We start from the raw sequence: 19,665 nt of genomic DNA, 5'->3' as shown, positions 1-19,665 counted from the left end.
GGATCTTAACATATCGATGTTTTAGTGTTTGGAAGCCTTGAGATCCTTTCCTTCGGTCAGGATGACAAAAAATAGTTTAATCTTCTATTATTTAGGCACTTGCCTATTAATTAATCAAACTATTTTAACATCCGCTCTAATATCTTTTTCCCGTTTTGGTTATCGGGGTTTAGCTCGACGGATTTCCGATACATACTGATCGCTTCGTCTTTCTTCCCGTTTTTCAACAGGGATTCGCCTAAGCTGTCGTAGGCATTCCAACTGTCGGGATAGAGGCTGACAATTAGTTTGAATACCTCCAGCGATTCTTTTATTTGCCCTCTTCCGTTCATCATCCGGTAAGCCCAGTCATTCAAATCGTTCTCAGTTGGCCAAGCGCTCTTTTCTTTCTTCTTCAATTCATCCGCAATAGTGAGTGCCTGCGTATAACCACGCTTCTCAAGCAGCATTCGTAGTGCTGTAATAGGATCGGCCAATGGGATTTCCGGGTTAAAGTAGCCAGCCAGTTCATCCAGAAATTCTTCCGGATATGAGCCAGACAGATTCGTAAGTGCAATAATTGACAAATCATCTTCTGGATACACTAAAATAGCCGACACCGATCCTCCGGTTATTGTTACCGCACTATGTCTGGAACGAGGTTTGGTCACCCAGCCGAGCGCCCATTGGGTTGGGTTACCGTTTTTGTAAGTCCCTGCGGTCCAGAGTGTATTCAACGCAGCCTTTGTTTTGAGAAGTTTATCCTGTTGCAGTGCAATTATCCAATGTGCAATATCCTCCGCCGTGCTATTTAAACCCGAAGCTGTTCGCTTAAACGGCGGATGCTCACCATAAGCATTGATCAGTTTTTCCGATCCAAGTGATTTCCCATCCAAACGCGTTGTGTACCGATATGATTGCACCTTATTCGGGATAACATCACGCGAATCGCCGTATACCGTTCCGGGCATCCCAACTACATCAAATTGGCGTTCTTTGTATACCTGAGCAAAAGGCTTCCCGGTGAATTTATCGATGATTTTTCCCAATAACACATAATTCGTCTGGTTGTAGGAAAACTGCTCGCCAGTCGGAAAATCCATCGGCATCGTCTGGACTTTTGCCCACGCAGCTTCCTCACTACCAATCCCTTCAAGCCCGTATGTATTGGCATTCAGTACACGGTTAATATCGGGCAAGCCTGAAATATGCGTTAATAATTGTCGAATAGTAACTGGTTGCCAGGAGGCAGGAAGTCCGTCCAGATACTGCGATACGGGAGCGGCCAAGTCTATCTTTCCATCTTCTACCAATTGCATTATCGCAACACCTGTAAACGCTTTCGTGCAGGAGTAAATTGGGAAAACGCTTTGATTGGTAACCGGAATATTATCCTGAACATTAGCCATACCGTACGACTTCGACAGGACAATTTTGCCGTGTTGAACTATAGCCAGTTGAAGCCCCGTAATCCGACGTTCCTGCATTTGTTTTTGCAAAAATTCATCAATGGCCCTTGAGGCAGGTTTAGACTGACTATATGAAAATGAATTAATTAGCAGAATAAGCCAGGTTGTAAGGCTTATAGCAAAATGAAGGAGTCTTATGTTCATCCTATTGACGTTTCCGCGGAAACTTCAACTCGGCAGAATGGTTACAGGGAATTTTAAAAATTGTAGTAGCCCTGAAGATCATTTTGTCCTGCCGACGCTTCGATTCTACTTCTTAAATGCCAGCGCTTTCACAGGTTGAATACGGCTGATAATAAAGGTTGGGAACCATAATACAATTGCGATCAGGAAAATTGTCGCTACGTTTAAAGCCAGAATCGTAGGCCAGTCCCAAACAATGGGTACATAATTCATGAAGTAGTTTTTCGGATCGAGCGGAATCAGTTTAAAGCGATACTGAATATAGCAAAGTCCTAATCCGACGGTATTGCCGATGAGAAGCCCCCACCCGACCATGTTCAACCCGACGAAAACGAACATACGTCGGATCAACGGGTCTGGACTACCCAAAGCTTTTAATAAACCAATCATCGGCGTTCGCTCCATCATCAGCACCAGCAACACCGAAATCATGTTGAACGACGCAATGAACGTGATCAGACTCAGCAAAATAATCATGTTGCGATCCAACAGCGTCATCCAGTCGAATAAGGGGCGGTACTGATCCGTTACACGAGTTAGCCGCATATCAACGGGAAGCTTTCGGAAGAGATTGGCTGCGGTTTGATTTAGTCGTGAAAAATCTTTGACGAAGATCTCGTAGCTCCCCACCGAATCCGGTCCCCAGCGATTGAGTTTTTGAATGAGCCGAATATCGCCCAATGCAATGGTTTTATCGACTTCTTCCAGTCCAGTGTCATAAATCCCCACTACGGTCATTTTACGGGCTCGGGGAGGATTACCCAGAAAATACAATGGCACCGAATCGCCTACTTTCACAGACAACTGATTGGCCATATACTGACTCAATAGCAATTGCGTTGAACCAGAACCGGTATCGGCACCAACAACGGGCACCGTTCCAGCCACCAGCGATTCGCGTAATAAATTCCAGTCATAATCGCGTCCTACGCCTTTCAGAATGACTCCAGCTAGTTCATCTTTCGTTTTCAGGATGCCCGCTTTCAGCGCAACTGCCTGTATATGCCGCACTCCAGATAGTTTGGTACTGTCTTGATATATTTTTGATTTCAGCGTCAGGGATGACTCTTCATACGACATGTTGTTGGTAAACTTGCTTACCTGCAAATGAGCTCCGAACAGAAAAATCTTCTGTTGAATCGTATTTTTAAACCCGAACAACACCGCAAAAGCCACGATCAGAATAGCCAGTCCGAGGGCAATGCTGCCAATACCGATACGGGTAACAGTGGCCGAAAAACTACCCTCAGGCGCGTGACGGACCTTGCGGGCCAGAAAGACAGGAACGTTCAAGATAAGTGGTTAGTCAATGGTCGATGGTCAATAGTGATGTGTCTTTGCGCATGATACTACCTGGCGACTGCTGACTAACGACTAGAGACCCTCAACTGTTTTGTTCTGGTCCGTAAAAGTAAGAGTTTTGCAGGACGCAATTTGTCAATAATGACTGTATCAACGTATCAACGAACGAATTTATCCGAATACCGGGCCAAATTACTTGTAAGTAGGCTTTGGTTGGCTTTAGTACTGGCCTTTTCGGGTCAATTGCTGTATGGGCAGTCCGATCTTCGTATTGACAGTATACCAGCAAGTGGATTACAGCTGAATAGCGGCTGGCGCTGGCATTCGGGCGATAATCCGACCTGGGCAAATCCCTCAATTGACGATAGCCAATGGGACACGATTCGACCCAGCCGTGCTATATCTCGTTTGGAAAAGTTCAAACGCAATCCTTATGGCTGGCTCCGCTTGACATTTACTATAGACTCATCAATCCAGTCTATTCCACTAGCTGCCACCCTTAATCAGGCTGGTGCTTCCGAGATTTATATAGACGGCTCACTATGGCAACGTTTGGGAAAGGTCGGTTCAACAAATCAGACCCAAATCGCTTATACTCCATCTGATAATTCCTTCTATAGCCTTCCACCACTGGCGTCGGGGCGTCATGTAGTAGCCGTACGTATTTCGCAGCAAGAGCCACCCTGGTATACGCCTAAACACCTTTATTTTATCCTACCCGTATTTCGAATTAGTTTATTCAAATCTCAAATTCTCGCAGAGAGTCAATTGAGTAGCCTATATACAAAGGCATTCGGCAATTACCTTTTGGTTGGCATATTCTTAATGCTAGGCGTAATTCATTTTATGTATTACTTCTACCGGCGAAAACGAGTCAATCTGGTATTCGGCCTAACTATGTTTTTAGGGGCCAGCTGCATTACGCTGATTGAATCGATGGGGCAAGTCTCTAATCTGGTGATTGGTGAATGGCTCATTTTAGGGCAAGGGTTACTTATGTCTGCATTTATGCTAATGCTTCTGGTTACCTATTACGTGTACCTACAGCAGCCCTTGTCGTGGTTTTTGATTATCGAAGCCATTTTGTTAACTACCCCCCGTATTATCAACGCGGTCTCTTCCTCCTGGCAAGCTGTTAGTTTTCTATCCATTTTGGCTATTATCGGCCTATTTGCTGATGGGATGCGTGTCAGTATCAATGCAGTACGCGCCAACCGAGTAAATGCCAGGTTCATGTTGAACAGTATTCTCACCATGCTTCTTACGCTGCTGATTGGCGGACTTTTAGGCTGGTGGATGGCCATTAATTTTCCTACGTATAGTCTGATTTTAACAGCGATCACAAACATGCTGTTCTTCCTGACATTACCTATCACATTTGCCATCATTCTAGCCCGTGAACATGCCCAGACCAACCGAAATCTGGAAGATCGTCTGGCTGAAGTCGAGCAACTTTCTACCGAAAAAGAAAGCATTTTGACCCAACAGAATGAAACCCTTGAACGACAAGTAAACGAACGAACTTCCGAACTAAGCCAATCGCTGACAGAACTGCGCGAAACGCAACAGCAATTGATTCAGCGCGAAAAAATGGCTAGTCTGGGAGAATTGACAGCGGGAATTGCCCACGAAATACAGAATCCGCTCAATTTCGTCAACAACTTCGCAGAGGTATCGGGTGAGTTGATTCAGGAACTGAAAGCGGAGCGCGAACAGGCGAATCCAGATCATGAACTAGAAGGCGAAATTCTGGACGATCTGACGCAGAATCTGGAAAAAATCAATCATCACGGCAAACGAGCTTCTTCCATCGTACGGTCCATGCTCGATCATAGTCGAACCAGTACGGGCCAGCGCGAGCCAACCGATCTGAATGCGCTGGCAGACGAATATTTACGATTGTCATACCACGGTTTGCGGGCGAAGGATAAACAGTTTAATGCGCAACTCGTTTCAGAGTTTGATCCGTCCATTGGCGCCATAACTATGGTCGCGCAGGACATTGGGCGAGTCTTGCTCAATTTGTTCAACAATGCATTTTACGCGGTGCAGGAACGGCAGCGACTAGCGTCGGCAGATTACCAGCCTACTGTTTCGGTCAGTACCAAACGAGTCGATGGATTTGCCGAAATCCGGCTGAGCGACAACGGTACAGGTATTTCCGATGCGGTTAAGGAAAAGATTTTTCAACCGTTTTTTACGACCAAACCCACTGGCGAAGGTACCGGCCTTGGCCTCTCGCTTAGTTATGATATTGTCACAAAAGGACATGGCGGCTCAATTAGCCTGGAAAGCACTGTCAATCAGGGCACTACTTTTATAATTCGATTACCGCTACAGGTAATGAATACTCCAAAAAATGCCCCAAAAGAATAGAAAATCTGTCTTTCAACCCGATCGTATTTTTTCACTCATCCCTAAACTGATTCCTCTTTGATACTCTTTTGTGACAGTGGTTGGGATGGGCGTATTCGAAAATGCTCTAACTTTGCATTTTAGAGACCTATTCATGGCCACCGAACAAATTCTGATTCTGGATTTCGGTTCGCAATACACCCAACTCATTGCCCGCCGGGTGCGCGAACTAAACGTTTACTGCGAAATCCACCCCTACAATCATCTTCCTGTTGTCACGTCCGACGTGAAGGGCATTATTCTCTCAGGTAGTCCATCGTCCGTTCGCGACGCGGATGCTCCCGACGTTCATCTGGCTGCTTTCCGGCATAAACTACCGATTCTGGGTGTTTGCTATGGTGCGCAGCTAATGGCACATACAAGCGGTGGCGAGGTGAAGCCATCATCCATTCGCGAATACGGCCGGGCTAAACTCGGTACGGTTAATTCCGAGAATCCGCTGCTGAAAGGCATCGATCAGCACTCGCAGGTTTGGATGTCGCACGCGGATACGATTACGAGCGTTCCCGAAAATTTCAAGATTATTGCCTCTACCGATACCGTGCGCGTAGCGGCTTTTCAGATAGACGGAGAGCAAACATACGGCATTCAATTTCACCCCGAAGTAACGCATTCGTTACAGGGCAAAACCGTACTGCATAATTTCGTTGTCGATATCTGTGGCTGTGCGCAAAATTGGACGGCGGAGTCATTTGTTGAAACGACCGTAGCTCAATTGAAGGAAAAATTGGGCAATGACAAAGTCGTATTGGGGTTATCGGGTGGAGTCGATTCGTCGGTAGCAGCTATGCTGATTCACCAGGCCATTGGCAGCAATCTTTACTGCATTTTTGTCGATAACGGCGTACTGCGAAAAGATGAATTTTCGGGTGTACTGGAATCCTACAAAACACTGGGACTGAACGTAAAAGGCGTTGACGCAAAAGACCAGTTTTATACAGCGCTTGCCGGTTTAACCGATCCCGAAGCCAAACGGAAAGCGATTGGAAAAACCTTTATCGATGTGTTTGATCACGAAGCGCAGTTGATCGAAGGTGTTTCCTGGTTAGGTCAGGGAACGATTTATCCTGACGTGATCGAATCTGTTTCGGTAAAAGGCCCTTCCGCAACGATCAAATCGCACCATAACGTAGGTGGCCTTCCTGATTTCATGAAATTGAAAGTTGTGGAGCCACTCAATACCCTTTTCAAAGACGAAGTACGGTTAGTCGGTAAAACCTTAGGCTTGCCCGATGCTATTCTGGGACGCCACCCATTCCCTGGCCCCGGCCTTGCCATCCGAATACTGGGCGATATTACCCCCGAAAAAGTGGAAATCCTCCAACAAGTCGATGCGCTGTTCATCGACGGTCTTAAACGGGAAGGCTTGTACGATAAAGTCTGGCAGGCAGGGGCAATGCTTCTACCCGTTCAATCGGTCGGTGTCATGGGCGATGAGCGTACATACGAGCGAGTGGTTGCTCTCCGGGCAGTAACGAGCGTAGACGGTATGACTGCCGACTGGGCGCATCTACCCTACGAATTTCTGGCCGATGTTTCGAACGAAATTATCAATCGGGTGAAGGGTGTAAACCGAGTTGTTTATGATATTTCCTCGAAACCACCTGCTACCATTGAGTGGGAATAACAGATTGATTACTTGATGATTCAAACAAAATGCCCGGTGTTATTCACCGGGCATTTTGTTTATAAAAATTTCCTAATACACACAAATAACTATCAATCAAATACTTACGAGTTATTCAATTAAATAAGGTACAAATAGGGATTAATTCCCGCGAATCTAGGTTTAATTTACGAGACTACTAAATGGCAAGCCTACGCTCAGCCCAACGGATGCTTTTTGAATGAAAGTTTTTTCAGGCTCTAGTTCGTTGTATAAATCCGAGGCTCTTAGTTGAATTTCAAAGTTTACAGTTGGGTCACCATCCTTATCATTAAGCCTTATAGGAATACCAAATCTCCCATTTAACGGATTATATTTTCCGAAGTTCTTTTCAAGTTGGATACTGAAACCAAGAATTGATTTTTTGGGGAACCAAACTACTTGCCCTTTGAGGAATGTAGTAATGAATTCAGAATAATCGCCTATATAGGCTGTCTCTGATTTTATTTGGGCATATTTCAAGGGATTCGTTCCTCCTAGATTTTGATAATCGATTAGACTAATCTCATCGATATCTTTGGTTTTAACGGAGTTGTTTAAAAAAGCACCAACGTTGCCAAAAACAAAGAATCTCCCATTTTGCTCTGATTCCCAGATACGATTATGAGAAATACTTAGCTCCCATGGATAAAGCTGTTTATCCTCAAAATTTGATGTATAAGACGGAGCAACGCTAAACTTTTGGACTGTAACTGGTATATAGGCATTAATAGTCGTCCAGAAAGTCCTAACTGAATTATAACTTCTTGTTTCACTAAATACATCCGACTGTTGTTCATCAAATTTCTTTAAGTATTCTTTCTCTAGCTTTTTATAAAATTCACTTCTTAATGAATCCTGGACAGTAGCGAGTTCATCGCCAGGGACATCTTTACTGACAATTGACCTTAGGCTATTCTCAAAGTCGACAGCTTTTGCATTCATCTCTTCTTCTAAAGTATAAATGATTTTTGCCCTTTCGGTATTCATTTTCCTTTTTTGAGCAGAAGGTATAATTTCAGGAACCAATGCGTTTTGCCTTTGCTCGCAAGGACCAAAATTTGTTGTCCCCTTGCCAAACCAAGTTTGCTTAAACGTGATACCGAGTTCATTACTGAACTTTGATTCACTAAAGATTGACGCAAACCCATCCGCAATGTTAATCTTGGCACCTAGGGTGGTTAACGATCTCAGCATTTTATTTTTAGGAGTATATTTTGGCTCAAGGTTGTAATTAAACGAAAGCCTGCCGTCGCTCGAATTTAAAGTAGCATAACTTTTAAATAAGGAGATGTTGCCTTCTTCTGAGAGGTAACTACCAATTTTATCAGCAAAGAAATGGTTTAAGGCCTTATCTGTAATGATCATGCCATTACCTGGTGGACAATCGTTATCTACAACCGCCTTGTTTTCTTCCTGCATTTTTGCCTTAATATCTGCAACAGCTGGTAGTGTTTGTGCATGAAGGAAACTAGTTACATTAACTAGAAAAAATAGTAAGAAGAAATTCTTCATAATTAATCAGGAGGAAAAAGAAAACTTGTAAACAATCATTTTGATATAGTTAGCAAGTAGAGTCTAGATATAGTCAATCGCAATGGGGAAAACACCCTTTTCGAACAGCAACAGTGGTTTACATTTCATCTCGAATCCAGTAGCCACAAACTACTGTATGGTGTGGATAGAAAAGCGAAACGCCCCGGCTGGTATAGTTAGGCGATTTTCTTGGCTGGTAATGGTAAAGGCTCTATATAGGAGTTTACCACCTTACCACCCAGAAATTAGCCTCTTTTTTACTTACATCATATCTCTGACATTAAGCTAAGTTGATAACCTTATCGTGCGCTCGGCGTTACGTTGGAACATACTTTGATGATATGAATACCAACCTGCGCATTGGCACCTGTGGCTTTAGCGGCTCCAAAGCAGATTATAGCCAGCAGTTAGCTTGTGTCGAAATCCAGCATACGTTCTACCAACCACCCCAGCTAGCTACACTTGAACGCTGGAGGGCCCAAGTCCCTGAACATTTTGAATTCACCCTTAAAGCCTGGCAGCTGATTACCCATCAGGCCAAAAGCCCTACATATAAACGCCTGCGAATTAAGCTCAATCAACAGCAAATAGAGGAAGCGGGCTTTTTCAAGCCTACTGCCATTGTTCAGCAGGCCTGGCAGACCACCCTGGAGTGTGCGAAAGCGTTGCGAGCCGAGACGATTCTGTTTCAGTGCCCAGCCAGCTTTACTCAGACGCCCACCCATATTCGTCAGTTAACTGACTTTTTCACCAATATTGATCGGACGAGTTTGACGCTGGGCTGGGAGCCTCGGGGTAATTGGGATCGGCAGGTCATTGAGGAGTTGTGTCACGATCTCCAGCTGTGGCATGTGGTTGATCCATTCACTACTACAACCGTTACCCCGGAGCAGTGTTACTTCCGGCTACATGGCCGGCAGGGCTGGCGATATCAATACGACTCCCAGGAGTTAGTTGAACTAGCTGAGTTATTGCCGGTGAATAGGCCTTCTTACGTGTTCTTCAACAACGTTCACATGTGGGAAGATGCTCTGTCATTCAAAAGGCTAGTTGAAACCACACCTGATTATTAAGGCTATTTAGTCAGCTAAGACAAAGGCATCAAGGGTACGATCAATATTATTAACAGCAGTGACTAATCGTTCCAACTGTGCTCTGGAAGGTGATTGCGTTGTTGCCTGTAGGTTTGGACGATCTGAATAGGATCAGTGCTCAGACGCGGGTTATTACGGTCTGGATGGGCAATACGAATGCAGTGGGTGAGCAGCAGTCGTGGGGAAACTACCGGGTGAGTGTCGATGAAGTAGAGAAGCAGACGGGGTATGATTTGCTATCGAATGTACCTGAGAGTGTGCAGCAGGTGATTGAGGCCAGGGTTGATGAGCGAATAGAGTAAAAAGGTGGCGGCACAGAAACTCCGACCCAAGCTAAGTCGGCGTTTCTTACCTCTCTCACAATTAATTGCGTACATTTAAAGGCTTCTAACCTGTTTATAGAAAATCTACATAATATAGGTAATGGTCAAGCTAGTTGGGTTAAGGTCTGATAATGAAGCAGATTCTTTCCGAAACCAGTTCCGACTCCTAATTGAACTACAAACCTGCTTTTAAGGTAAGGTTCGGTGGATTAAAATTGATAAATGACCGCGTTTATATTCATACCAGCCCCTACCGAAGCAAACACAATCGTATCACCCTGAGCAATCCGTTGATTGGCTAGCTGGCCCCGTTGTAGTAAATCAAGCAACGTTGGAATCGTAGCGACCGAACTATTGCCCAGCCAGGAAATAGTCAGTGGCATGAGCTCTTGGCTGGGGCATTCCTGATCATAAAGCTTGAATAGCTGCGTCAAAATAGCGACATTCATTTTCTCATTAGCTTGATGAATTAGGACTTTCTTAACGTCAGAAATAGTCATCCCGGCTTTATCCAGAGCTGCTTTAATGACTAAAGGTACCTGCTGTAAGGCAAATTCATAAAGTTTGCGTCCATTCATTTTCAGGAAAAGATCATCGCTGTTGGCTTGTTGCCCGTAAGGTTTCCCCATCTTAAGAAGTTCGACGTGCTCGTGCGCGTGGGTCTGAGTATGATGAGTTAGCAAACCCGTTTGCCCCTTAGAGCATGCGTCTAGAATAATGGCACCACTGCCATCACTAAACAGCAAAGAATCCCGATCCCCTGGATCAATGATACGTGACAAGGTTTCTGTACCGATCACCATACAGCGGTCGGCATCCCCCGAACGGATATAATAGTTTGCTTGAATAACCCCTTCCAGCCAGCCAGGACATCCAAAAGCCAGATCATAGGCCACGCAGTTAGGATTTTTTATAGCTAACAGCGCTTTGATGCGCGAAGCTAACGAAGGGACCATTTCAACCCGGTTACTCTCATAGGCAACATCACCAAAATTATGAGCTACGATCAGGTAATCGAGAGTCTCGGGGTTAATTCCAGAACTATCCAGTGCATGACGAGCGGCTAGGAAACCTAGATCAGACGCTTTTTGATCGGGGTAGGCGTACCGTCGTTCACCAATGCCTGTAATGGCTTTAAACTGCTGTAGAATGATGGACTGATCTTTATCTATAGCTTCGCCTTCCTGAGTAAAGAATTGGGCCGTTAAGAAATCTTGATTCCTAATGATGGTGTCGGGAATACAAGAACCAGTGGCAGTAATAACAGACCGAATCATAGGGTTGACTAGTAAGATTAACCAATTTGACGAACAAACGCTTTATGACGAGTTGATTTTGACGGGTGGCTAATGATCTGGGAGTTTCTTGACTTTTATACTAAAGTACCTTCGACAAGACCCTATCCATATGAACACTATTCAACCTTATTCACTAGCAGAAGATTATACTTTACTCTATGATTTCCATGTCTGCGCCATCCACGTGCTCATAGAGTAGGGCTGTTGCTACTTTAGCGATGTGAACCGTATCCGCTATCTTCACCGCTTTATCAATCACTTTGTCAGTACGACCGACCTCATCACCGGCCTCTGAGTAATAGAGAAATCGTACCGGGATCGTTTTATAACTATGCCGCTTTGAGGTGTTATAAATTGTGAACCAATGGTAAGCAATAGACCCTGTTTCGGCTTTCTGCCACGTAAATGTCTTGATCACTAAATCTCGCCTGGGGTTGAGCTTACTGGCTTCGCTCAGGGCTGCTTTTTGTTGCTTTTCGCTAAAGTCGATTTCGGCGATATGCGCTTTGTGCCTTACTTGATAAATCAGGCTCAACACGATTAAAGTACCAAGAACCAATAGGGTAATCTTCTGCCATTTTTTCATATAAGGTAGAATAAGTGGGACTGGACTGTAGGATAAACCTCAGCGTACGTATAGCGCTTTTGCAGGCTATTTACCGATTATTAGCTCGGCGACCGGAATTTGTTTGGTATTAGTCTACTACACCCATAATCTTATGAATACCTGATTCTATGGTCACATTCAGGCTCTTATTGATCCAGTCTTGGAGATCAGCACCCCCCATTTCACTCCTCATGGGGCTTGTTCCTTTCCTGAGCACAGGACCATCTAAGATGCGCACCGGAACCCGGCAAATAAACCCCGAACTGGTCTGGGTAAAAAGATAGTTGAAGATGATCGTCATAGTTGGTAGGGTTAATGGAAGGAACAGCTATTCGCTTGACTGAACGTAATAAGTGACAGAACTTCACTGACCTTCGGCAGCCGTGTGGCCAGGATCTGATAGGCTTTCGGCTAACTCGATACGCTTTTTGAGGAAATACGTTAGAAGTTCGGCAGCCTTCTTGTACCTGCTTAGCTTTACGTCTGAGGTTTCCGTTGACGAAAAGAAGGAAATCTCGGTAGCCAACTCGGCAATAAAAACATCGCATTGATTGATTAAGGCTTCCAACAATTGCTTGTCGCGGACAAATTTGTTAAACCGAAGTAACATCGCTTCTGAATCGGCCATTGTGATGTTGTTTATAAGTGTACTTGTGCTTGTGGCCCTGCTGATTAGGTACTTTATAAGCCATCAAAAAACCTTTCGATCATCACTAGTATCTGAGTAGGGCTCTCGTCGCAGAAAAAATCTCCTTCTACAGTAAATACCTGGCTACCAACAGTCGATATGGCAATCCTGACAATGTGGTGCACATTAACCAGATAGGTATCACTGCCTCCATACTGTGACGAGCGCCTTAACTTGATAAATGGACTCATAGCGTATTAAAAATTAGTTGTAGTTGACTAGCAAACATTGTGGGTATATATGAGCAGAAAAACTATGATCCATCGTGCAGACCAGGCATAACTATCAATACTTTTTTTACGACCTCAGTAATGCGTCCTGTTTTGTCAGATTGTAGGGGTTGATCCATTCCTCAGGGTTTCTCTGGTTAACCATTATGATTATCCACGAATAGCGTATAATAAGGCATAAACAAGCATAACGGCCATTAAAATCAGGACCAGGTTTGTTTGCATATTGCTTTGCCCACCCTGCCTTTGCGCTCGTTTGTCAATTATAAAAACCAGTACTGCGCTAGCGCCAATTAGAACAAAAACGGACCATAATAGCATGAGTAGGATTGGTTATTTACTTTATGACCGACTGACACTCAGAGGCCTGTTGTGTATGTACGGGTTCACGGGTTGGGTGACGGCATTAGTACGATATCCTGCTGATACCAGATTGAATCCGCCCGGTTTGTCGAATCGAGTCGATGTTGAATTTGATGCTGAAAGATGTATTTATTCTGCCGGTCATGGTAGATAAGGTTCAGGAGTAGAATCGACAACAGAAGTATACTGATCGTTCGTAGTAGTTGGGGCGTTCTCAACTCGATTAGGTTTAGAGGATGAAAGTAGATGAGAACGCTACCAGCCTAGGTTTAGCTAATAGTAGACTATATGAACACTCTTTGCCTGTTCAGGAAAGAATCTCGTTAGAGGGTCAACCACACTTAACTTAATGAGACCCAGCAAGAGACTGCTCTACCTGATCGATGGCCCGGCGGAGATGATGATTTAAGTAAATCCGTTGATCATCGATAAAAAAGGCAAGCTCATCGTCGTAATCGACGGTAAAAAAAGATTCATTGGCAAAATAACCCCACCCCTGGCCGAAATATCTGTTTAAATGATTGTCAGCCAGTTGTCCGGGAACATCATTGAGTAACTCGGGTAAATGCTGATGCATCCAGCCAACTAAGGAGGTAATATCCTGAATCTTACCATTGACACCCACATCGTCTAGAAAATCAACCCGGCCACATGTCTGTTCTGCCTCAAGCAAGACACCGTTAACCAGGGTGATAAGTTCGGCGAATTGCTCTCGCCATTGACTAGTATCTGCTGAATCCCGATGGAATGCTGGGGAGTCCAGCAATTCATGCGTTCGGGTCAGGCTCTCTTTCAATAGGCTCGTATTAACTGGCATATTCCTGACTAGTGTTGGTTTAGTTGCTCCAATTGACTCATGCACACCAACAGGGGAATGCATTCAGGGTAAGCCAGGTAAGAACTTAGTTGAAAATAAAGATACGATAGTAGCGACGATTACCCTGCTCTGAAGTAGAAGTCGCTGTATTAGTAAACGCTTTTAGCCGAGGTAGAACCTGCTCATCATTAAGACGATCACCCCAGTGCGAAACCATAGTCTGCGTCAACGGATCGGTACCGAACTCGTCCACCCCCGACGCCATTAGCTTGTGTGAGTTAGCCAGAAATAATGGAAGCTACTTACGATGCTATCAATCCGGTAAAGGATCGCTAATTGCGCAGAATTGCCTGGTGGGTTATCATACGGACACCATCTTTAGCAATATCGGGTCAACTTCTACCCCCGACCAAAATCCAATAAAGCCTCCTCAGTGCTGATATAGACCGGCCAACCGATTCGGTTATCGACGTGATGTATGCTTTCTTTACGGGCATGTTTGGGGCCAACGTTGGCCATACCTAGTTGCTCGTTCTTGGGAAAATAGAACTGACCTGTTGTGCCAAGAAAAGCGTTGGGGAGATTACTCATTGGGTGAAGGTACAGTCTTTTTTTTTACAAACTAACTTGTTTTTATTGATAAGCCAGTATTAGTAGTTGGCAGTGTCTCCATTTGACGTTAAAATTTCCTTCCAACAGTCTTGGAGTTGTTTTACTGGCTCCGCTATTAATACACCATCGAAGGCTTCGACAGGCAGGTACATAAACTGAGTGGGACTCTCGTATAACTTTATCCAGAGGAATTGCCAGCCGCCAGCTGCCAATTTGGAAAGCAAGTCAAAGCAGTCTTCTAGGTTTTCAGCCCCCAGACTATGTTCGTGGAATTTTTCTTTTGAATTGATAGCAGCAAAAAACAAAAAGGTCATCGGCTTCCTAGGTAAAGTGAGTATCATAAACCTAGAAAACAGAAAAGTCAATTAAGCTTCTGTGCTTGGAAAGTTCACAATAGATGTGACTGATGGTATAACGAACCTAGCACCATTTTGTTCGACAATTTGCCGAATAGTCATCGGGTAGGTAATCCCGTTTCCATAGCAGGGGTTACCTGTAATTTTTTATTCACCCTCGCAAGATTGTACTATATCAAGATTGTACTATATAAAGTGTCATGCGATTCACTGCATTCTTTATTATAATTTTTGTAAAGTACATAAAACCTTGCGGGTAACTCCGGCAATGGAAGCCGGTTTAGCCAGCCGCCCAATGAGTAACAACAAATTGTCGAATTGACCGACTAAGGCCATGAATAACTTTAACCCCTCTTATAAACGCTTCAAACACGCCGAACGATTAAAGAAAATCGAATCGATTATGAAGCAGCAATTGGATGTAACAAGATTACTTGACCAGCAACTGAAAATACGACAAGAGCGAATTGGCAACTTGTTTCAGCGGATTAATCGACTTGAGGATAAAATTCAGCAGCTTAAAAATGAGTGGAGAGTTGAGTAGAAAAAACCAAACTGAGACACTACCCTTCAATCACATGATTTTACAGCTATGGACGCTATAAATCGATAGATGTATAAGATAGGGTATTTGAGTAATTGTCAAAAAACGCCAACCCTAACAGAACTGGCGTTTCAAAAACCTTACGTTTATGTGCTACTATTTTTAAACTCACCCTTGAGCTTAATAGCTTTTTGTGGTGAGGTAATGGAATGGTCTGTTGTATTCATGCGGTCCCTGCAACACGTTTGTGGCTATCGTAAAGGGCATTTCCAACCCCATTCTCACCCGGTAGGGTTTGTCATTATAAGCATAGAGGCAAAACTAATTCAACGACACATCAAACGAGGTTGGCGATTATCCTCCACCAGACGCCCGGTAATACCCTTATAGTCGTAGGTATTCGACCGATCAGTAACCGCTGACTAAAAGTGCAGGCGTGATTTCTATAGCCGAAGATAGGCAAGAAAAAAAAGATTGTTTTTCAGCCTGCACTTCCTACACGCTTACTTCTGTTTTAGGATCTGGTGAAGCAGCCGTTCTAACTCCGCCTGCTTTTGTTGCAACGCCTGAATCTTCTGCTGGTCCTGCTGTTGTTGCTGTTGCAAAGTCTGTACCTGCTGTTGTTGCTGCTGGTTAGCTTTTTCCAATTGGATACTGTACAAAGTAAGCTCTTCAATCTTTTCCAGTAATTTGGCGTCCATCTTCACCATATCCACGCCTTTATCAACTACCTCATCTGCCGAGGGTACACCAGGCAAATGCCCCTTTTGTTGAATGTGTTGCTCAACTTCGGTTAGGCTCTTCAAACTATATCCCGGCTTAAACACATAATCACTCCACTCACTGCTATTCTTGACCGCTACTTTTACCCGCTCGGTTAGAATACCTTGTTCGACCACTAACTTATAGCCAACAGGGGCTTTCAAACTCTGACCAATGACCACACTGCCCTGATTGGTGTTCTGTAACTGATCACCATTGACTGACCACGAGTCTGCCGCTACCCGCGCCGAGCTATTACTACTGGCCAGGATCACATCGCCACTGGCATTCACACTCAGAAATTTGGTCTGATTCAAGGCACTAGCGGGCGAAGCACTGGTCAGATTGGTGAAGCGTAAACCCGATTGATTAGCTGTCCCTTTGGTAATCTCTACCTTGTTGGCTGGAGCCGAAGTGCCGACCCCAACATTAGCACCACTGCCCAGTATCAGGGAGTTTGAGCTAGTCACCTGCGTATTGTAGCCAATGGCGGTCGCATTCGTCAGCGCTCCACTACCAGCTGGCGTATTAGCGCCCGAGCCAACAAACGTATTATTGGAACCCGTCGTATTATTGGTGCCAGCCTGATTGCCAACAAATGTATTGTAGCCACCAATCGTGTTGGCATTGCCCGCTCGATAGCCATAAAACGTATTCAGCCCACCAGACGTATTAGCTTTGCCCGCTTCCGCACCAGTAAAGGTGTTATAGGTTCCGGTCGTATTATAATAGCCCGAGCTTTGACCTGTGAAGACGTTGTACGCTCCCCCTGTATTGGTATAGCCAGCCTGATAACCCATAAAGGCGTTATAGCTTCCCGATGTGTTGTTGAGACCAGACTGAGTCCCCAAAAACACATTCCTGTATCCAGTTGTACCTAAGTATCCACTTGAGAAGCCCAAATACGAATTTTCGTAGCCGGTTGTGTTGTTAGCCCCTGCCCCGTACCCTGAAAATGTATTGCTGTGACCCGATGTATTGAAATAGCCAGCTCCGTTGCCCAAAAATGCGTTGAAATTTCCAGTCGTATTATTATAGCCAGCTGTCATACCCATAAATGTATTCATACTGCCTGTTGTATTGAGCTGCCCAGCCCCATAACCCATAAAGGAATTGGAATGTCCAGTTGTGTTCTGGTTGCCCGCCCCATACCCCACAAAGGCATTGCTATAACCAGAACTGGTTAGCGTTCCGGCTCCATACCCGACAAACACATTGCCCGTAGCGGTATTGTACTGGCCAGCAAAGGCACCAATGGTGACTGTTTGGTAACCCCCACTTGTTCCCGAATAGGGGCCTAGGGTTACGTTCGATTTGCCATCGGCATTGGTAGCCGCTGTATAGTAGATACTCTGGGTTTGTTGCGCCCTAACAGAGGTAATTATCACCGCTGCTAAAAGTAGGGATAGATGTACTTTCATGGTACAAAGGGGTTAAGGATTAACGATGAACAGTTCAACAAACATACATAATCTTCTATTAGTCAGCAGGTATAACTGAGTTAGTGGTTGACAAGCTTTGTCCAGGTTAGTTTCTGAAAAGCGGTCTGATCGACGGTAAGTTGGTGGCTTGTCAACAAAAAACGCCAGCCCCACCAGAGCCAGCGTTTTGTATTGACGACATCGAACCCAATTACGGTTTCAGCAATTTGATCACCTGACGTTCACTACCGGTACTCACTTGCAGGATGAGCTGACTTGGTAGTGAACTTACGTCCAGTTTCACCTGCTCCCTAGCAGTTGCCTGTTCAATGCGATGCATCTTGAATTGGCGACCTTTCAGATCCACTAACTCCAGACTCACCCGCTGGCCTTCCACGCCCCGAATTTCTACTGCCAGAATTTGCCCCTCAATCGGGTTCCCCAACACTTTGACCTGTAAACCTGTTCCTGGTTCCAAAGCGGCTGTTCGTGCACCAGATGGACAGGACGTTAGCCAACTGTACACAAAACTGGCTTCGCCCACAGTGCCTGCCTGAGTTGCCTTCAGGGTAATGATCGGGTTGTCCATATAGAGATTCAACTGATAGGCTACCCGGATCGGTCGCCGTCAGCATGATGGTTGATGTCCTGGTACTTTGATAAGGCTATAAGCTCTTGATTATCACATACTTATAGCCTTTTTCTTGTTGTAAATTGTAACATTACTAAAACAAAATGAAGAGCTTCATCTAGGATAAGCTAATATTGATCCCTATATCTAGTTAATTTTGTGCGCAGTATTCTATTTAGAGTTATCGAAGAATAGCGGTCGTCATAAAGACGCATTTGGATAAAATCTATCTTCGTTGACAACGTCGCCGAGATTACACTGAAACTAAAGACATAAAGCAAACATAAAATAATTTTATGAGCTGAATTTGAAAATAAAACTGAGAGAATTGATGATAGAAGCGGGTATATTAGGATAGTGAATTTCGTTAACAGTATACTAAAAGTATCGGCGAATATACCTAGCCAAGGAAATAATTTAACACCACCTTTGTCGGTATCTATAATTTTCATTAAATGGCTAGTTAAAGAATTTAAGTAAGTAGAGTTAATAAAATGAATGGGCCTAGAAGATAGATCAATTCGCTTGAGATTTTTACTCCTGCTACTTCAAGTTCTTTTGGGTCACCAATCCTTTTTTTATTCGATAAATCTTTGAAGATTTTTCTTGCTTCTACTATATTAAAAGATCCAATGTTACTTTGAAGATACCTTAGCTTAGGAAGTAAGGGCTCCTCATTTTGGTTATCCCATAGCCCATTTTCATGTAGTACTTCAAAATAAGAAATTTCAGTTCTAATTGGGAACTTCAAAGCCGGGAAATCATAACACTCAGTTGACCCTATCCACTCTCTATTTTTTTCAAAATTAAGTATTACTATTGGGCGGTTATTTTGAGAAAATTGAGAAAACTTAATTTGTATTTTCGATAAGTCGGACAGATTATATGGAGAAATATCAACAACATTTTGTGTTCCAACATTCTTATACATTAGGTCACTGAGAGCTGGATTATAAATAGAACTATCTATATTTTTAAACATTCTCAAAGTGTTACAAAGGCTATCTAGTGTAATGGTACTATAATCACCTAAAGCTTCTTGATTTTCGAAGTGCAGTTGTAGTTTCTTATTGTATACCTTTGCATAATCATATATTAAGAGATCTTTTGCTCCTCTATAATCTCTAGGCGGGTCCCAATAATTTTTTACAATTTCCCTTCTTTTGAAATGGATATCTATTATCAGTGATTGAAATTTGTTTAAATATTTAATTCCCTCATCATATTCATTAGATTGACTTAAGGAAAATGCGAATATTCCAACAATTGTGCTGGCAATAATTAGGTGTATATCGTCAACCGAAAGTGGACAGATGCGGGTGAAAAGAGAAGAGACGGTTTTAACAGCTTTGTACTCGCTGAAAAATATGACTTTTCCGTCGTTTGAGCA

General features: G+C 43.9%; 19 protein-coding genes and 1 pseudogene. 6 read left to right on the top strand and 14 right to left on the bottom strand.

The genetic code is table 11. The features are described from left to right. Positions 1 to 119: 119 nt before the first annotated feature. Positions 120 to 1,592 (bottom strand): serine hydrolase, encoded by a 1,473-nt coding sequence (locus ACYVE4_RS21190; protein WP_461042235.1) that lies wholly within the window; start codon positions 1,590 to 1,592, stop codon positions 120 to 122. Between the two features lie 105 nt (positions 1,593 to 1,697). Then, a complete protein-coding gene (locus ACYVE4_RS21185; RefSeq protein WP_461042234.1) occupies positions 1,698 to 2,924 on the bottom strand; it encodes an ABC transporter permease in 1,227 nt (408 codons plus the stop codon). 150 nt (positions 2,925 to 3,074) lie between these two features. Here ACYVE4_RS21185 and ACYVE4_RS21180 point away from each other — a divergent pair, with 150 nt between their 5' ends. Beyond that, positions 3,075 to 5,309, top strand: a complete 2,235-nt coding sequence (locus tag ACYVE4_RS21180) for an ATP-binding protein (RefSeq protein WP_461042233.1) — start codon at positions 3,075 to 3,077, stop codon at positions 5,307 to 5,309. A 133-nt stretch (positions 5,310 to 5,442) separates the two neighbouring features. Then, on the top strand, positions 5,443 to 6,975 hold the full coding sequence (gene guaA / locus ACYVE4_RS21175; protein ID WP_461042232.1) for a glutamine-hydrolyzing GMP synthase: 1,533 nt from the start codon (positions 5,443 to 5,445) through the stop codon (positions 6,973 to 6,975). A gap of 162 nt (positions 6,976 to 7,137) precedes the next feature. Here guaA and ACYVE4_RS21170 read toward each other — a convergent pair whose 3' ends face one another. Next, positions 7,138 to 8,508 (bottom strand): hypothetical protein, encoded by a 1,371-nt coding sequence (locus ACYVE4_RS21170; RefSeq protein WP_461042231.1) that lies wholly within the window; start codon positions 8,506 to 8,508, stop codon positions 7,138 to 7,140. A gap of 362 nt (positions 8,509 to 8,870) precedes the next feature. On the opposite strand from ACYVE4_RS21170, the gene ACYVE4_RS21165 reads away from it, so the two are divergent. Both ACYVE4_RS21165 and ACYVE4_RS21160 read left to right on the top strand, forming a co-directional pair. Then, positions 8,871 to 9,602 carry a DUF72 domain-containing protein gene (locus ACYVE4_RS21165; protein ID WP_461042230.1) on the top strand — a complete coding sequence of 244 codons (732 nt, stop codon included), beginning with the start codon at positions 8,871 to 8,873 and terminating at the stop codon, positions 9,600 to 9,602. Between the two features lie 77 nt (positions 9,603 to 9,679). Further along, positions 9,680 to 9,925, top strand: coding sequence for a DNA/RNA non-specific endonuclease (locus ACYVE4_RS21160; protein WP_461042229.1), 246 nt, complete (start codon positions 9,680 to 9,682; stop codon positions 9,923 to 9,925). A 230-nt stretch (positions 9,926 to 10,155) separates the two neighbouring features. Here ACYVE4_RS21160 and ACYVE4_RS21155 read toward each other — a convergent pair whose 3' ends face one another. The 8 genes from ACYVE4_RS21155 to ACYVE4_RS21120 form a co-directional block, all read right to left on the bottom strand. After that, on the bottom strand, positions 10,156 to 11,223 hold the full coding sequence (locus tag ACYVE4_RS21155) for a 3-oxoacyl-ACP synthase III family protein (RefSeq protein WP_461042228.1): 1,068 nt from the start codon (positions 11,221 to 11,223) through the stop codon (positions 10,156 to 10,158). A gap of 172 nt (positions 11,224 to 11,395) precedes the next feature. Then, positions 11,396 to 11,830 carry a hypothetical protein gene (locus tag ACYVE4_RS21150; RefSeq protein WP_461042227.1) on the bottom strand — a complete coding sequence of 145 codons (435 nt, stop codon included), beginning with the start codon at positions 11,828 to 11,830 and terminating at the stop codon, positions 11,396 to 11,398. Positions 11,831 to 12,215: 385 nt separating this feature from the next. Further along, positions 12,216 to 12,479: a hypothetical protein gene (locus ACYVE4_RS21145; RefSeq protein WP_461042226.1), complete on the bottom strand. Its 264-nt coding sequence runs from the start codon at positions 12,477 to 12,479 to the stop codon at positions 12,216 to 12,218. A gap of 440 nt (positions 12,480 to 12,919) precedes the next feature. After that, positions 12,920 to 13,090: a hypothetical protein gene (locus ACYVE4_RS21140; protein WP_461042225.1), complete on the bottom strand. Its 171-nt coding sequence runs from the start codon at positions 13,088 to 13,090 to the stop codon at positions 12,920 to 12,922. 65 nt (positions 13,091 to 13,155) lie between these two features. After that, positions 13,156 to 13,350 carry a hypothetical protein gene (locus ACYVE4_RS21135; protein WP_461042224.1) on the bottom strand — a complete coding sequence of 65 codons (195 nt, stop codon included), beginning with the start codon at positions 13,348 to 13,350 and terminating at the stop codon, positions 13,156 to 13,158. 128 nt (positions 13,351 to 13,478) lie between these two features. Then, entirely contained in the window at positions 13,479 to 14,012 is a 534-nt protein-coding gene (locus tag ACYVE4_RS21130; RefSeq protein WP_461042223.1) for a hypothetical protein, read from the bottom strand. Positions 14,013 to 14,348: 336 nt separating this feature from the next. Beyond that, on the bottom strand, positions 14,349 to 14,540 hold the full coding sequence (locus ACYVE4_RS21125) for a hypothetical protein (protein WP_461042222.1): 192 nt from the start codon (positions 14,538 to 14,540) through the stop codon (positions 14,349 to 14,351). Positions 14,541 to 14,599: 59 nt separating this feature from the next. Next, positions 14,600 to 14,875, bottom strand: a complete 276-nt coding sequence (locus ACYVE4_RS21120) for a hypothetical protein (RefSeq protein ID WP_461042221.1) — start codon at positions 14,873 to 14,875, stop codon at positions 14,600 to 14,602. Between the two features lie 259 nt (positions 14,876 to 15,134). Between ACYVE4_RS21120 and ACYVE4_RS21115 the strand changes: the two are divergent. Both ACYVE4_RS21115 and ACYVE4_RS21110 read left to right on the top strand, forming a co-directional pair. Further along, a pseudogene (locus ACYVE4_RS21115) lies at positions 15,135 to 15,247 on the top strand (IS1 family transposase); the annotation flags it as partial. Between the two features lie 4 nt (positions 15,248 to 15,251). Continuing rightward, a complete protein-coding gene (locus ACYVE4_RS21110; protein WP_461042220.1) occupies positions 15,252 to 15,461 on the top strand; it encodes a hypothetical protein in 210 nt (69 codons plus the stop codon). 503 nt (positions 15,462 to 15,964) lie between these two features. Here the strand turns inward: ACYVE4_RS21110 and ACYVE4_RS21105 are convergent. From ACYVE4_RS21105 to ACYVE4_RS21095, 3 genes are all read right to left on the bottom strand, one after another. Further along, positions 15,965 to 17,644, bottom strand: a complete 1,680-nt coding sequence (locus ACYVE4_RS21105) for an autotransporter outer membrane beta-barrel domain-containing protein (RefSeq protein ID WP_461042219.1) — start codon at positions 17,642 to 17,644, stop codon at positions 15,965 to 15,967. 211 nt (positions 17,645 to 17,855) lie between these two features. Further along, a complete protein-coding gene (locus tag ACYVE4_RS21100) occupies positions 17,856 to 18,233 on the bottom strand; it encodes a T9SS type A sorting domain-containing protein (RefSeq protein ID WP_461042218.1) in 378 nt (125 codons plus the stop codon). 514 nt (positions 18,234 to 18,747) lie between these two features. Continuing rightward, positions 18,748 to 19,665 (bottom strand): hypothetical protein (locus tag ACYVE4_RS21095; protein ID WP_461042216.1); only part of this gene is annotated, 918 nt, incomplete at its 5' end.

This window comes from Spirosoma harenae (assembly GCF_054776975.1).
Note: the sequence above shows the minus strand (reverse complement) of the source record. Positions and strands in the feature narration are given on the sequence as shown.